Raw genomic sequence first — 12,794 nt, 5'->3', positions numbered from 1 at the left:
AGGCCTGGTTGGTGAAGTGGCTGCCCTGGTCGGAATTGATGATCTCCGGTTTACGGTGGCTGAGAGCACGATGGAGACAGCGTAATACAAATTCCTTTTCCAATGTGTAACTGATCTCATAGTCCACTATAGTGCCCCCCAATGTCAAGACACAAAATCTCAGATGATCCGAATATCTCCTTTCATTAGGCTGCATGGATCTTTTGTTGCCGGGCAAAAGCATCGGGAGTAAGTCCCCCCAGCGATGCATGGGGGCGGATCGTGTTGTAGTCATAAATGTATTTGTTGACGGCTGCGATCATCTCCTTTGGTGTGATGTACTCGTTGATGTAGATATCCTCGTATTTCAAGCTGCGGAAAAAACGTTCTGTGCGAACATTGTCCAACGCCTGGCCTTTGCCGTCCATTGATATCCTGACTCCGTTGCTCTCCATCAGATCCAGGTAGGCCTGGTTGGTGAAGTGGCTGCCCTGGTCGGAATTGATGATCTCCGGTTTACGGTGGCTGAGAGCACGATGGAGACAGCGTAATACAAATTCCTTTTCCAATGTGTAACTGATCTCATAGTCCACGATCCCGCGAGTATGCCAGTCGATGATGATAAACAAGTACATAAAACCTTTCTTAAACGGCAGATAGGTGATATCCACACCCCAGACCTGATCCTCATGATCGATCATCAGATTGCGCAACAGATATGGCCGTACATATTGTGCATGATACTTTTTGCTCAGGTTAGGCCCCGGATATAACGCGATAATATCCATCAGCCGCATTAGGCGGCGTACGCGTTTCCTGTTGACTTTGCAGCCGTAATGATTTCGCAGATAGTCAGTCATTTTGCGATATCCCCAGGCCGGTTTCGCCATATGTGTTTTATCAATGATTTTCATGATATCCAGGTTTTCCGCAGACTCTCCGTGTGTCGGATCGGATAGATCCTGGCTTTGATTGCGGTAAACGCTGCTGCGATTCACCTCGATCAGTTCGCACTGTCTCTTAACCGTCAGCTTTTTGTTTTCTGTAGAAACTAGCTTTAGTCGCTCCTTCGGGACCAAAGATTTCGTTATATTTTTTTTTGAGCCAGTCACACTCGATCGTGAGCTGGCCAACCTTCTGCTGCAGAACTGTGATTTCGCGCTCTTTAGCCTCTATTTCCCTGGAACTGTCTGTTTCACCGCGCTGGAAAACTTCAGCTGCATGTTCCTGGAATTGCTTATGCCAGCCACTTAATGTCGCCGGCGATATTTGATACTTCTCGGCAAGTTCATTGAGCGTGTGCTGTCCGCTTAGCAGTTCCAGTACGACCTTCGATTTGAATTCTGGATTGTAGGTGTTTTTCTTCTTCTTCATCATTTCATTATTATATTCGGTTCGACCATATTTTTCATGTCTCATTTCTTGGGAGCATTATAGTTCCCTCCGCCCCCTTACGAGGAGGCATCCACTCGTTCGAGATTCCCGTCCTTGGAGAAGCGCATCGGCTCCGGGGAGGAGAGCACGCGTATGTCCGCGTTCCCGGACAGCTCGTCGAAATAAGCCTCCGAGACGGCGATGGAGGAGAGTTCGAGCGTGTTTTTTATCTGCACGATCCGGCACTCCTTCGCGGTCTTGGGAGCGCAGCTCGAGATGGCGATGGCGATCGCGTCTCGTTCGTCGTTTGCGAGCAGCGGAATGGCGCAGCCTCGGATGTCTCCGGCGGTGACGCCGTTCGTGTAGGTGCTTGCGAAGTCCAGGCCCCGGACGGCGCGCAGTGTCGTGATGTCGGCGAGGCCTATGCCGATGGCGTTCCCGGAGGAGTGCTCCGTCAGCCCGAGCACGACGACGACCTCCGGGGAGGCGATCTCAGAGAAACCAAGCGCCCCCTTCATCGGACGCCCCGAGATGTTCGGGTCCATTCCGGCCCCGCTGATCTCCTTGCCGATCTGCTCCACCACCAGAATATCGATATCCTTCGGAATGAGTCGCCCCATCGCGGCCTTCGCCTCCAGAAGCAGCTCCTCCTCTCTCTGGAGGCAGCGACCGGGCGGAATCGCCTCGACGATCATCGTCTCCTCGTAGGCGTTCTCGATGATGGCGAGGCCGAAGAGCACGGGCGCGCGCTCAAGAAAGAGCACCGCCGCCGAGAGTACGCTCGGCCCCAGCTTAGCAACTCCTTGGCCGTGGATGGCGGTCGCCCCCTTGTGCTTGCCCAGGCCCACCGCCATCATCTTGCACAGGCCGCTCTCCACATGCATTTTGAAGTCCGTGTGCGCCTTCACCCGGTTGCAGACGACGATGCCGTCCGATTCGAAGGCGTTTTTGTCGCACCAGACGTCGATTCCGTCCTCCGTCCTCCCGAGCAGCACCGCGTCCATGGACGAGCGAACGGGCGCACCGACGGACGACTCCGTGACGCCCAGCCCCTCCAGGACATGAAGCTGCCCATCGGCGGTCGCACCGCCGTGGCTTCCCATCGCAGGGACGATGAACGGCACGGCGCCTCGCTTCTTCAAAAAGGCGACGACCGAGCGCAGCACGGGGACGATGTCGGCTATCCCCCGGCTGCCCGCCGCTACGGCGATATGTTTCTCCGAGAGGTCCGGAAGCGCCAAAGCCTCCATCGAGGCGGTCGCGGCGGCGGGGACGTCGTCGAGCCGCTTTCGCGGAAAGAGCTGTTGTGCACGGAACATACGAGGAAACTCGGGCCCCGCTCCCGTTTCGAGCACGTAGGGAATTCGCCCGGGCCACATACTATTCTCCCCTCTCTACCGAAGCAGCCGCACAAGGCCGAGGCTCAGCGACGGCACGAAGGTGATCAGCAGCAGCGCGACGCCCATCGATATGACGAACGGCATGATGTTCTTGGAGATCTTCTCGATGCTCTCCCCAGAGACCGCCGACGCCACGAAGAGGTTGATCCCGTACGGGGGCGTGACGAAGCCGATCGCCAGGTTCACGGTGATGATGACGCCGAACTGGACGGGGTCGATGCCGAGGCGCGTGACCACCGGCAGAAGGATGGGCGTCAGGATGATGACGGCGGCGATGTTGTCCACGAAGCAGCCGATCACGAGGAGGATGAAGTTCAGCAGCAACATGATGACGATGGTGTCCGTGGAGACTCCGGCGAGCCACGCCCCCAGCTTGGCCGGGATCTGCGCCATGGCGAGGTAGGCGGCGAATGCCATGGAGAACCCCACCATGAAGGAGGTCGCCCCGTTCACGAGTACGGCGTCTTTCAGCGCCTCGTAGAGCGACGCGAAGGTGAGCTCCCTGTAGACGAAGATGCCGATGAAGACCGAGTAGACTACGGCGACGACGGCGGCCTCGGTCGGCGTGAACACGCCGCCGTAGATGCCGCCGAGGATGATGACCGGCACGAGCAGCGCCCAGACGGCCTCGCGGAATGCCTTCACCGTGTCGGCGAGCGTGTGGACCTTCCCGTCCCCCAGGTACCCCTTCTTCCGCGCGATGACGTAGCAGTTGAGCATGAGCAGGAATCCGATGATCACGCCGGGAACGATGCCCGCAAGGAAGAGGTCGCCCACGGACGTTCCCGAGACGATGCTGTAGAGGACGAACGGGATGCTCGGCGGGATGATGACGCCGATGGTCCCCGCAGCGGCGGTAAGCGCGGAGGCGAACCCCGCGTCGTAGTTGCGCTCTTTCATCGCGGGGATCATGAAGGAGCCGATGGCCGAGACCGTCGCCGGTCCCGATCCGGAGATTGCGGCGAAGAACATGCAGGCGAGCACGGTGACCATGGCGAGCCCACCGATGATGAATCCGACCAGGCTTTCTGCAAGCGCCACGAGCCTTCTCGAGATGCCGCCGTAGCTCATCAGCGCCCCAGCGAGGATGAAGAACGGGATGGCGAGCAAGGGGAAGGAGTCGAGGGACGAGAATGACTTCTGCGCGATCATGATCAGCGAGACGTTGGTCGTGAAGTGGAGCATGATCGCCGTTGCCAGCCCCAGCGCGATACCGATGGGGATGCTGGTGGCGATGAGGACGATCAAAAGCGCGAAGAGCAGCAGCGTCTCCATCAGCAGGCCGCCCCACTTCGCAGGTCGCGGAGCAGATCCTTCATCTCCATGACGAGGCGGATTGCCATCATGGCGCACCCTGCGGGCACCGAGGCATACGCCCACGCGATGGGAATCTGCATGGCCGCCGACACCTGCCAGCGCTTGATGAGAAATGTTGTAAGAACGCTTCCCTGCCAAGCGATGAAGAGCGCGAACGCGCACCACACCAGCAGCACGACAAACTCGTACCACTTGCGGAGTCGCCCCTTCATGAGGTCGACGATCATCTCCACGCGAAAATGCCGCCGCATCCGCACCGCATAGCTCGCTCCCACCCACGTCTGCCAGAGAAAGATGTAGCGCGCAAGCTCCTCGCTCCACGAAAGGGAGTTTTGAAATACATACCGCATGACCACCTGGATAAAAATAAGGACCACGTTGAAGGCAAGACTGCCTACAAGAAAGACTTCCTCGATTCTATCGAACGCATTTCGCACTCTTCTCCCTCCTCTTTACAGCGCACCGCAAGGGTCTGCTGCTCCCTTGCGGTGCGAAAACAACGATTCTCCTGTTCTTCGAACGGATGCTCCCTTAAATTTCGTTGGCTTTCTTCGCCAGCTCGACAAGCTCCTCACCAATAACGCCCTTGAACTGGTCGTAGACGGGAAGCGTGGCGTCGATGAAGAGCTGCTTTTCGTCGGGCGTCAGCTCGTTGATCTGGAGTCCCGTCTTTTTAAGCTCTTCCAGGAACTCCTGCTCCTGCACCTCCGCGAGCGCCCGTTGCTCGACGACGTAGCGCTTGCCCGCGTCCTCGACGATCTTCCAGAGATCCTCGGGCATCGATGCGAAGAAGTCGTCGTTGGCCACAAGCATTGTGGCGGAGTAGACGTGTCCGGTAAGCGAATAGAACTTCTGCACTTCATAGAACTTGGAGGTGTACACAAGGACGACGGGGTTCTCCTGCCCGTCCACAGTGCCCTGCTGCAGTGCCGTGTAGAGTTCGCCGAAGCTCATGGGCGTAGGGTTTGCGCCGAGCATCTTAAAGAAGGCGATGTGGAGCGGGTTCTCCATTGTGCGCAGCTTGATTCCCTTCAGGTCGTCCGGCTTGTGGATGGGGTTACGGCTGTTGGTGATGTGCCTGTAACCGTTCTCTCCGTACCCCAGGTTGCGCATTCCGAGGGGTTTCAGCAGCTTGTCGACTGTTTTGCCGAGTTCACCGTCGAGGGCCTTGAACGCGACCTCCTTCGACTTGAAGAGGAAGGGAAGGTCGAATACCTGGAAGCGCTTGTCGAAACCGGCGAGCGCCGACGTTGCGGGGATGGCCACCTGTACCGTCCCCAGCTGAACGGATTCGATGAGCTCCCTGTCGCCGCCGAGCTGCGCATTGGGGTAGAGTTCAACGGCGATCCTGCCGCCGCTCTTCTCCTCGATGTCCTTCTTGAACACGTCCCGCATGATGATGTGGTCCGACTGGTTCTCCGGGAGAATATACCCGACCTTGATCACATACTCCGCCGCCGCGAACGCCGAGCCCGTCAACACCACCGCCAGCACAACCGCCAACGCCGCTACTCTGCCCATACGATTCATTACAACCCCTCCTTTTTCATCTTTCAACCAGTGTTTCCCCCAGCGCTCCGTCCGGGGAAGCTCTCAGCGCGTCTCGATCAGCACCGTTTCCGCATCGGCATCCACGATGACCCGATCACCGTCCTTAAGAACTGTATAAGGATTTTCCTCCAGCCTGTCCACCACGGGTACCCCGGCAACGACGCAGGAGGAGACGAGCACCGGCTCCACTTCGTCAACGATTATGGCTGCGGGCAGATTGTTCCGCATCTTGAGCTGATATAGGCCGTCCATCATGACGACCGAACTTCCCTTGCCCGACTTGACGACGAGAATTTTTCCCGCCACGCTCTTTCCGTGGAGAGCGTGCCCCTCCTCGATGACGACGCCGGTTTCCGGGTCGCACAAGTAAAAACAAATCGCGTCCTTGGAAAGAAGAACCTCTCCCTCTCCCTTTCCTTTGTTCACCCTTCTGCAACGCACCATCCGTTCCGGAGCCATCACGACACCTCCCCGCGCACGGCTGCTTCGATGCACTCCGTGAGTCTACGTATCGTGAAGGTCTGCCCCCGCCGCTTCCGGTAGTACATGTTCTTCGGAGAATCTGTCACGCCGGTTCCTCCCTCGAACATCTTCCAGCACGGCTCGTCGATGCAGGTGTCCGAGATGAGACGCGCGCCGAAAGCCTCGATGGCCTCGATATGGCCGGAACGGCGCGCAAGTTCTATGGCATCCCACGATGTCAACACCCAGAAGGAGACGTCCGCATGGACTTTTTTCCCCTCGACGCGCCCGGCGAGATCGATCAACTGATCGTAGGTATAGTGCGGACAGCCGAGCATCACCGAATTTATCCTGCCGGCCTTTTCGGAGAGCAGATCCTGCTGCTCCGCGAGATGCTCGTTTTTCACGACCATTTCCGCCGCAGGCACTGCGCCGCCGAACGCGGCCGGCATATCGGGCGCTTCGGGCGTCATCCCCAGGATATGATACATCGGAACAGCCCCGCTCGTATTCAACTCCGCCCCCAAATAGAGCAGCTCCTCGGGGGTCGGTCGTCTGCTGAAATTTCGCAGGCGGAACACCGGCGTATGCGATCCGACGAACCGCCCAACGTACCACCCCATCATACCCCAGTCGTACGGCTCGTTCAAATCCGCTTCTACATCGACAAGCATCGTGCCCTTCCTGTTTTCCGCTAAGTGCAGACCATACCGGGGCGTGACGCCCGTCACGGCGCACGCGAGCGCACTTACAGACGACTCCCTGTTTGAGCGCGCTCCGAGGACCGCGTTGACGTACGGCGTCGCGCTCGATTCGGAGAAAGCCACGTGTTCGCCGAAGGCGGGAACGTTGCCCCACAGCTCGGGAGTGCAGCTGTAGGTCAGCTTTGCGCCAATCCTACGGTAGGCGTCGAACGTCCGCCACGCCAATTCCCGCTCCGCGTCGGTCACGTTGGGCACCTCGCCCAGTACCTCGACCGCCCACGCCGGGTTGGTCGTCGGCGGCACCTTGCAGAACGCACCGCCATCGACAAGCAGTTCGCACCAGTACGTATCGCCCTCCTGGCCGCTCAGCGCGACATGCGCCCTCGTGACCGGGATCATCTCGTCCGCCTCGAAAGTCGTCCCCAAAGCCACCAGCAGCTCCATTGCGCGCTGCGTTCCGTACCCGCGCTCTCCGTCGAGCATTCGTTTCTCTTCGTCCCGTAACTTCACCCATAAACACCCCGCTTTCGCTCTCTTGCAAAGCATTTCCAGGCGTGCTTTTTGAACGCATCTTGCATGCAAAAATATTTTATAACGCTAGTCAATTGTGCGCAAGCGGAAAACGCATCTCCGCCGAAGAATTTTCGAAAGCGTACAACCAGTGTTGAATCAGGCGTTCATGAAGTTCGAGAGGATATACCCTTCGCTGAGGACGATATGATTGTACAGGACCTTTCTGATCTGCTCCTCGTCGCGGTTCCGCATGCATGCGATGATCTCTTCGTGCTGCGAAATGGTGTTCAGCGTGTCCTTGAGCGAGAAGAGCGCGAGGAGCTGCATGCGGCCGATCTGCGACTGAAGGGAAAGCAGAATCTCTCGGATGCGCTGGTTGGAGGCGTATCCGATGATCCGCATATGCAGCGCCCTGTCGCCATCCGCGATGATTTTTTTGTCGAACCGTGCCCCGGACTCCACCTTGACGCGCAGGTCTCTCCAGAACGAGGCGATCTCGTCGAGTGTTTCGTCGGGAATCCTCTTGGCGGCGGACTGAAACGCGATGGTTTCCAAGGCGCGCCGGATCTCGTAAATCTCCTTGATGTCCTCGACGGAGATCTCCGTGACGAACGCGCCTCTCCCGGGAATCAGGCGAACAAGCCCCTCCTTGCTCAGCATCCGGAGCGCTTCGCGCACAGGAGTCCGGCTGGTGCCGAGCTTCTTTCCGAGCGGTATCTCGCTCAGCGGAGCTCCGGGGAGGAATCGCTTCTCTAGAATCTCCTCGCGGATCTTATCGCAAACAAAATTCGTCAAGCCATCTTTATTACGTAGTTTAGGCATCCATACCACCGCATGTAGTTTTTTCGAATATGTTTTTCCCGCTGCCCGCATCGTTCGAAGAAAGACACAGCCCTCATCTCCCCGTATAGAGGGCAGGGGTTGAAAACAATTGCGACGACGCAATTGTACAAGATAGAAGAGCAATGTGCCCGAGACTTTTAAGAGGTTCACTCTATAAATTCGTTTCGTTAATGAATAGCCTGACGTGCGATTGCCAGCTCATTTATTCCCTATTGATGTAAAAAATATTAGAAGAACATCGATATTGCCATTAATAAAATAAATACAATAAAAAACGGGCCATAGAATTTTTCCAAAGCTTTTTTGTTTATCCGCTTACTAAATAAAGGTCCGAGGATTGCACCGGTTATAGTGCCGGATGCTAGCAGTATTACCAGTAGCCAATTCAGAGTTCCAAATGCACTATGGGTTACCATTCCTGTAATAGCTATAAAAAATAACACCATGACTGATGTGCCCACTACCTCCAAAGAGGAAAGACCCATACTTTCCAGTCCTGCAAGGATTGGAGGCGTGCCGCTTGCACCGAGCATACCTGACATTAGCCCGCCAAGTAACCCAAATACCAAGCCTTTTGCTATAAAAAGCTTTGAAACAGGCTTACTTTCATTAGCGTTAGGTTCTTCCAGTAGTCCGTTTTCTGCTCTTTCTTCTTTGACGTGCTTTTCCTTTCTTGAAATCACCATGCCGGTTCCCATGACCAGAAGAAAGATTCCAAATATTTTTTTAAGAACTTTTACCGGAACAATTGTGACAAGATAGGAACCGGCGATTACTCCGACAATTCCGCCTGCCACAAGTAAAAAACCTGTTTTTGGCTTTACATTTCCTGCCCTGTAGTGACTTATTGAAGCAGCCAGGGTTGTCGGGATAATCGTTGCAAGAGATACAGACACAGCCTGATCCATTGAAATAGCAAACAATCCTGTCAGCATTCCAACATAAAATATTCCTCCACCTCCACCCATTAAAGATATCAGAAACCCTATAATAAGTCCTGCCAGAGGTAATAAATAAATCGGTAAATGCACAATATCACCCTTTTTTTAATATTCTTCAATGCCTACAGCAATATCTATGTCTTCCCCGTTGACTTCTTGAAAATAATGCAGGTGCATTTACAAATCCCAGGGTGAGCCAGAAAAACATCCAATAACTTCCCTTCCTCGATCAGCAAATTTTTCAGGCAGAGGGAGTGTCGCCGTGGGGTAAGGCGAATTCACCCTCCCCAGGGGCGAAGAGATCTCGTTCCGCGCTCTTTGCGGAGGAATCCCCCGGAGGAGGGCGCCTGAGGTGAGAGAAACCGGCACGGATGTCGGTTTCTCAGGCAGGCAGCCGGCGAACGCAGGGAGCCGCTGGACTCGCTTGGGCAGTTGTCACGGACGACAACCTAAACCCCGGCCCAAGGGGCCCCCGTGACGCTTCCCGCCGGGGTGCGGATTTAGCCCCTTTATGTTATGTGAAATATTATTAAAACTTATGCTACAATGAAGCAAAGAAAGATGTAAATTCCTTCGTCTGCTACTTCTGTTTCGACTGATCCCAAAGTCGGACCCCAATCTCAGACCCCAACTTTAGATCCAAAAATTTTCTGACAGAGAATGTGTCGAGGCCCCAATTTCAGACCTCAACAAACTTCGGCAAACCCCAAAACCTTTGATTATCCAATGAAGAACCGGCCTGTTGTTATCCGACCCTGAATTCAATTGATACCTTGTCTGGGTCATATACGTAGAAATATGTGCTGTTCTCATCGGGCTTTCTGATCTCTGTAGCATTGTATCCCATGTCGAGTGCCTGCTGCTGTTTCGCAACGATGCCCTCTTCATCTGTGAAGAAACAGGCTACAAAACCTTTTGTGGTGCACTTGTCACCTCTGGATGCGCATACCAGTTCCACTTCGATCTCACCGCTCTCGTCTTCCATGAAGCAGAGCGATGCTCCTCCCAAAGTCTCTTCGCCGGCTGTAAATTCTCTGAATGGCTTCAACCCGACTAAATCCTGATAAAACTTCTTCGATGCTTCAATATCTCTGCACATGATTGTCATTCTGAATTTTTTCATTTTAACCTCCATCTCGCAGCAATGCCGCGATACAAATAGGGATGAAACAACATCCTCCCCTGATCCTGCTGTATAATGGTCTTTGTTGGAGCGGATACACTACAAAGCACGGTAAGGGAAGTCGTTGATTTCTCCGCGGATCAAGGCAGTAGTTTACGCAGTATACGGCATACCTTCCGACAAGTACAAATGAGCGGTTCCCATAACAATAATAAACAAAATTATTATGGTAATTATATAACTATTACTACCGATTTACAACTAAAGTGGCCCCGCCTAAATCCGCACCCCAGCGGGGAGTGTCACCGGTGCTCGCTTGGGCGGGGGGTGCAGATTGTCGTCCTTGACAACTGCCCAAGCGAGTCCAGCGGCTCCTTGCGTTCGCCGGTTGCCTGCCTGTGAAAACCTTCTCGTCCCCCGGACGTTGTCCCCCAGGGGGTATCTCTTCGTCTCTGACTGGGGTGAATTCACCTTATATCCTGGTCGGCATTCCTCCTGCCTGAAAAAGCCGTGGATTCAGGTTATTACTGTCTCGTAACATCCGCTATTATGAGGTTGACATACATGCATATCGGTATGTATAATCTTGAGGCTTTACTTTTTGTGGAGGAGAAGGTGTACCGGTGATGCGACGAGTAAAAGAAGAGGCACTGAAGACAAGGGAAAAGCTCATTGAATCCGCTATGGAGATTATGAGCGAAAAACCGTTCCCAAACATTTCCATGACTGAAATAGCAAGGAGAATAGGTCTCTCGAAGGGCGCCATATACTGGCATTTTAAAAACAAAAATGACGTTCTCATCAGCGTGATCGAGAACATGTGCGCCCAGGCGGAAGAGGAGCTGTGTGTCGATCGTAAGGCTCTTGAATCTCTGGACGGCATGCGCGTGTACTTTAAGAATAAGATGGGAAAACCATTGCGGAGTGAAAAATTTAAAAAAATATACAGCTTTATGCTCCGTAAAGAGGAATGGCCGCGGGAGGTTCGCGAAAAAGTATGTGCAATACTGCTGAATCGCACGGAACAGGAACGACAAATGGTGGAAAGGCTGCTCGTCAGATCTCAGGAAGGAGGCGTCATTAGAAAAGATGTTTCGCCCAGAGACTTGTCGTTGCTGATCACGGTGATTTTTCACGGTATTTTCATGTTTCAGGTGAATGATTTTTATCACGTTGATTTTACACAGCATACGGATTTCATATTCGATGCTTTGGGAAAAGCGCTTGCTCCAAAAACAGTACCAATAACACAAAATAAAAGTATACGTGGAAAGGGTAGGTACGTCGCACAATGACATCTCCAGAACAGATCAACAACACAGAAAAAACAAACAAACCCAAGTCAAAGATTGGAAGAACAATCATTGTTCTGCTGCTTATGGCGGCCCTGGCTTTCTTTGGAAAATCATATCTCGACGGCAGGTCAAACGGCAAGCAGCCGGTACAAAGGCAGCCGCAGGCGCCGGCTGTTGTGCTGTCCGTCGTCGAAAAAGCGGACCTCGCCGTAGGCAGAGAATACATAGGCAGGGTGGACCCCATTCAGACGGTTTCGTTAAAGCCCCAAATCAGTGGAGAGATAGAAAAGGTGCATTTTAAAGAAGGCTCTATGGTGAAGGCGGGGCAGCTCCTTTTCACGATCGACGACAGGCAGTACAAAGCGATGGTCGCGCTGAGGAAGGCTGAACTGGCGAAAGCCGAGGCAACGTACGACAGAGCGTTGAAGTATGATAAACGCCTTAAGGCTGCGGACGTACGCAGCGTCTCCGCATCGGATATCGAATTGTCGGAAAGCGATGTCCTGCAGGGCAAGGCTGCCGTGGAACAGGCGAAGGCAATGGTGCGGCTTGCGGAAATTGATCTGGGATATACAAGAATCACAGCCCCGATTGCGGGACAAATAGGCGAAGCGCTTCTCACAAAGGGGAATTATGTGACGCCGTCAAGCGGGGACCTTACGACAATAGTTCAGATAGACCCTATACGCGTCACATTCTCTCTTCCCGACAAGGAGTATCTTGACCAGCTTGAGGCTTTCAAGTCGTCGGACGACTCTGTCTACGACGCAACTGTCCGGCTTGCGAACGGGAAGATATATCCGGCAAAAGGAGCTCGTGACTTCGAGAACAACGTGATGGACGAGAAGACCGGCACGATAAGGATAAGCCTGCTTTTCGAGAATACTCAAGGCTTTCTTGTTCCCGGGGCTATGGTCAGGGTCATGGCGAAACCGGCGAAATCCCGTATAACATCGGTTATACCGCAGGAGGCCATCCTTGCCGACGCCGAGGGAGACTTCGTGTATAGCGTGGATGCAAACGATATTGCTCACAAGAGCAGGGTGAAACTCGGCGAAGAATTCGGCACGATGCGTGAAGTAGTTTCAGGGCTGGAGCCGGGCGAAAGGATTATTCTCCGCGGCCTGCAGTCAGTCCGACCGGAAGTGAAAGTGAGGCCTGTATCCGCGACGAATGGAAATGATTCTAAAACGCCGGCGGAGAGGGCGATGGAGTCGGATTACGATCTGAAGCCAATAGTATCCGGAAATACCGGCGGTGACACGCGGACATCTGCGGGAGAGGGAAAATAA

13 protein-coding genes are annotated in these 12,794 nt (G+C 54.2%); 2 read left to right on the top strand and 11 right to left on the bottom strand.

Annotation, left to right across the window (positions count from 1 at the left end; all coding sequences use genetic code 11):
- Nucleotides 1-185: 185 nt before the first annotated feature.
- The 11 genes from JMJ95_RS05910 to JMJ95_RS05860 all read right to left on the bottom strand — a co-directional run bounded on the left by JMJ95_RS05910 (nt 186) and on the right by JMJ95_RS05860 (nt 10,207).
- Entirely contained in the window at nt 186-1,091 is a 906-nt protein-coding gene (locus tag JMJ95_RS05910) for an IS3 family transposase (protein WP_290683580.1), read from the bottom strand.
- Nucleotides 1,000-1,398: a transposase gene (locus tag JMJ95_RS05905; protein WP_290683573.1), complete on the bottom strand. Its 399-nt coding sequence runs from the start codon at nt 1,396-1,398 to the stop codon at nt 1,000-1,002. The genes JMJ95_RS05910 and JMJ95_RS05905 overlap by 92 nt, the downstream gene beginning before the upstream one ends.
- 32 nt (nt 1,399-1,430) lie before the next feature.
- Nucleotides 1,431-2,708 carry a hypothetical protein gene (locus JMJ95_RS05900; protein ID WP_290683572.1) on the bottom strand — a complete coding sequence of 426 codons (1,278 nt, stop codon included), beginning with the start codon at nt 2,706-2,708 and terminating at the stop codon, nt 1,431-1,433.
- Between the two features lie 39 nt (nt 2,709-2,747).
- The gene (locus JMJ95_RS05895) at nt 2,748-4,133 is read right to left on the bottom strand and encodes a TRAP transporter large permease (RefSeq protein ID WP_367153764.1); all 1,386 of its coding nucleotides are present in this window, start codon (nt 4,131-4,133) and stop codon (nt 2,748-2,750) included.
- Nucleotides 4,028-4,507, bottom strand: a complete 480-nt coding sequence (locus JMJ95_RS05890; RefSeq protein WP_290683570.1) for a TRAP transporter small permease — start codon at nt 4,505-4,507, stop codon at nt 4,028-4,030. The genes JMJ95_RS05895 and JMJ95_RS05890 overlap by 106 nt, the downstream gene beginning before the upstream one ends.
- Nucleotides 4,508-4,601: 94 nt before the next feature.
- On the bottom strand, nt 4,602-5,600 hold the full coding sequence (locus tag JMJ95_RS05885; RefSeq protein ID WP_367153763.1) for a DctP family TRAP transporter solute-binding subunit: 999 nt from the start codon (nt 5,598-5,600) through the stop codon (nt 4,602-4,604).
- Nucleotides 5,601-5,663: 63 nt separating this feature from the next.
- Nucleotides 5,664-6,080, bottom strand: a complete 417-nt coding sequence (locus JMJ95_RS05880) for a DUF126 domain-containing protein (protein WP_290683569.1) — start codon at nt 6,078-6,080, stop codon at nt 5,664-5,666.
- On the bottom strand, nt 6,080-7,333 hold the full coding sequence (locus JMJ95_RS05875; protein WP_290683568.1) for an aconitase X catalytic domain-containing protein: 1,254 nt from the start codon (nt 7,331-7,333) through the stop codon (nt 6,080-6,082). The genes JMJ95_RS05880 and JMJ95_RS05875 overlap by 1 nt, the downstream gene beginning before the upstream one ends.
- Nucleotides 7,334-7,456: 123 nt before the next feature.
- Entirely contained in the window at nt 7,457-8,122 is a 666-nt protein-coding gene (locus tag JMJ95_RS05870; protein ID WP_290683575.1) for a GntR family transcriptional regulator, read from the bottom strand.
- Between the two features lie 248 nt (nt 8,123-8,370).
- Nucleotides 8,371-9,174 (bottom strand): sulfite exporter TauE/SafE family protein, encoded by an 804-nt coding sequence (locus tag JMJ95_RS05865; protein ID WP_290683567.1) that lies wholly within the window; start codon nt 9,172-9,174, stop codon nt 8,371-8,373.
- A 655-nt stretch (nt 9,175-9,829) separates the two neighbouring features.
- Nucleotides 9,830-10,207 (bottom strand): VOC family protein, encoded by a 378-nt coding sequence (locus tag JMJ95_RS05860; RefSeq protein ID WP_290683566.1) that lies wholly within the window; start codon nt 10,205-10,207, stop codon nt 9,830-9,832.
- A 626-nt stretch (nt 10,208-10,833) separates the two neighbouring features.
- Between JMJ95_RS05860 and JMJ95_RS05855 the strand changes: the two genes are divergently transcribed.
- The gene (locus JMJ95_RS05855; protein WP_290683564.1) at nt 10,834-11,502 is read left to right on the top strand and encodes a TetR/AcrR family transcriptional regulator; all 669 of its coding nucleotides are present in this window, start codon (nt 10,834-10,836) and stop codon (nt 11,500-11,502) included.
- Nucleotides 11,499-12,794, top strand: a complete 1,296-nt coding sequence (locus JMJ95_RS05850; protein ID WP_290683562.1) for an efflux RND transporter periplasmic adaptor subunit — start codon at nt 11,499-11,501, stop codon at nt 12,792-12,794. The genes JMJ95_RS05855 and JMJ95_RS05850 overlap by 4 nt, the downstream gene beginning before the upstream one ends.

This window comes from Aminivibrio sp. (genome assembly GCF_016756745.1).
Taxonomy (GTDB): Bacteria; Synergistota; Synergistia; order Synergistales; family Aminobacteriaceae; genus Aminivibrio.
The sequence above is the reverse complement of the archived record's forward strand: the minus strand, read 5'-3'. Positions and strand labels throughout refer to the sequence as shown.

Excerpts from the sequence above, each read along its gene's own strand:
- JMJ95_RS05905 (WP_290683573.1), bottom strand. The coding sequence starts at position 1,398 with ATGAGACATGAAAAATATGGTCGAACCGAATATAATAATGAAATGATG.
- JMJ95_RS05885 (WP_367153763.1), bottom strand. The coding sequence starts at position 5,600 with ATGAATCGTATGGGCAGAGTAGCGGCGTTGGCGGTTGTGCTGGCGGTG.
- JMJ95_RS05880 (WP_290683569.1), bottom strand. The coding sequence starts at position 6,080 with ATGGCTCCGGAACGGATGGTGCGTTGCAGAAGGGTGAACAAAGGAAAG.
- JMJ95_RS05875 (WP_290683568.1), bottom strand. The coding sequence starts at position 7,333 with ATGCTTTGCAAGAGAGCGAAAGCGGGGTGTTTATGGGTGAAGTTACGG.
- JMJ95_RS05870 (WP_290683575.1), bottom strand. The coding sequence starts at position 8,122 with ATGCCTAAACTACGTAATAAAGATGGCTTGACGAATTTTGTTTGCGAT.
- JMJ95_RS05860 (WP_290683566.1), bottom strand. The coding sequence starts at position 10,207 with ATGAAAAAATTCAGAATGACAATCATGTGCAGAGATATTGAAGCATCG.
- JMJ95_RS05855 (WP_290683564.1), top strand. The coding sequence starts at position 10,834 with ATGCGACGAGTAAAAGAAGAGGCACTGAAGACAAGGGAAAAGCTCATT.
- JMJ95_RS05850 (WP_290683562.1), top strand. The coding sequence starts at position 11,499 with ATGACATCTCCAGAACAGATCAACAACACAGAAAAAACAAACAAACCC.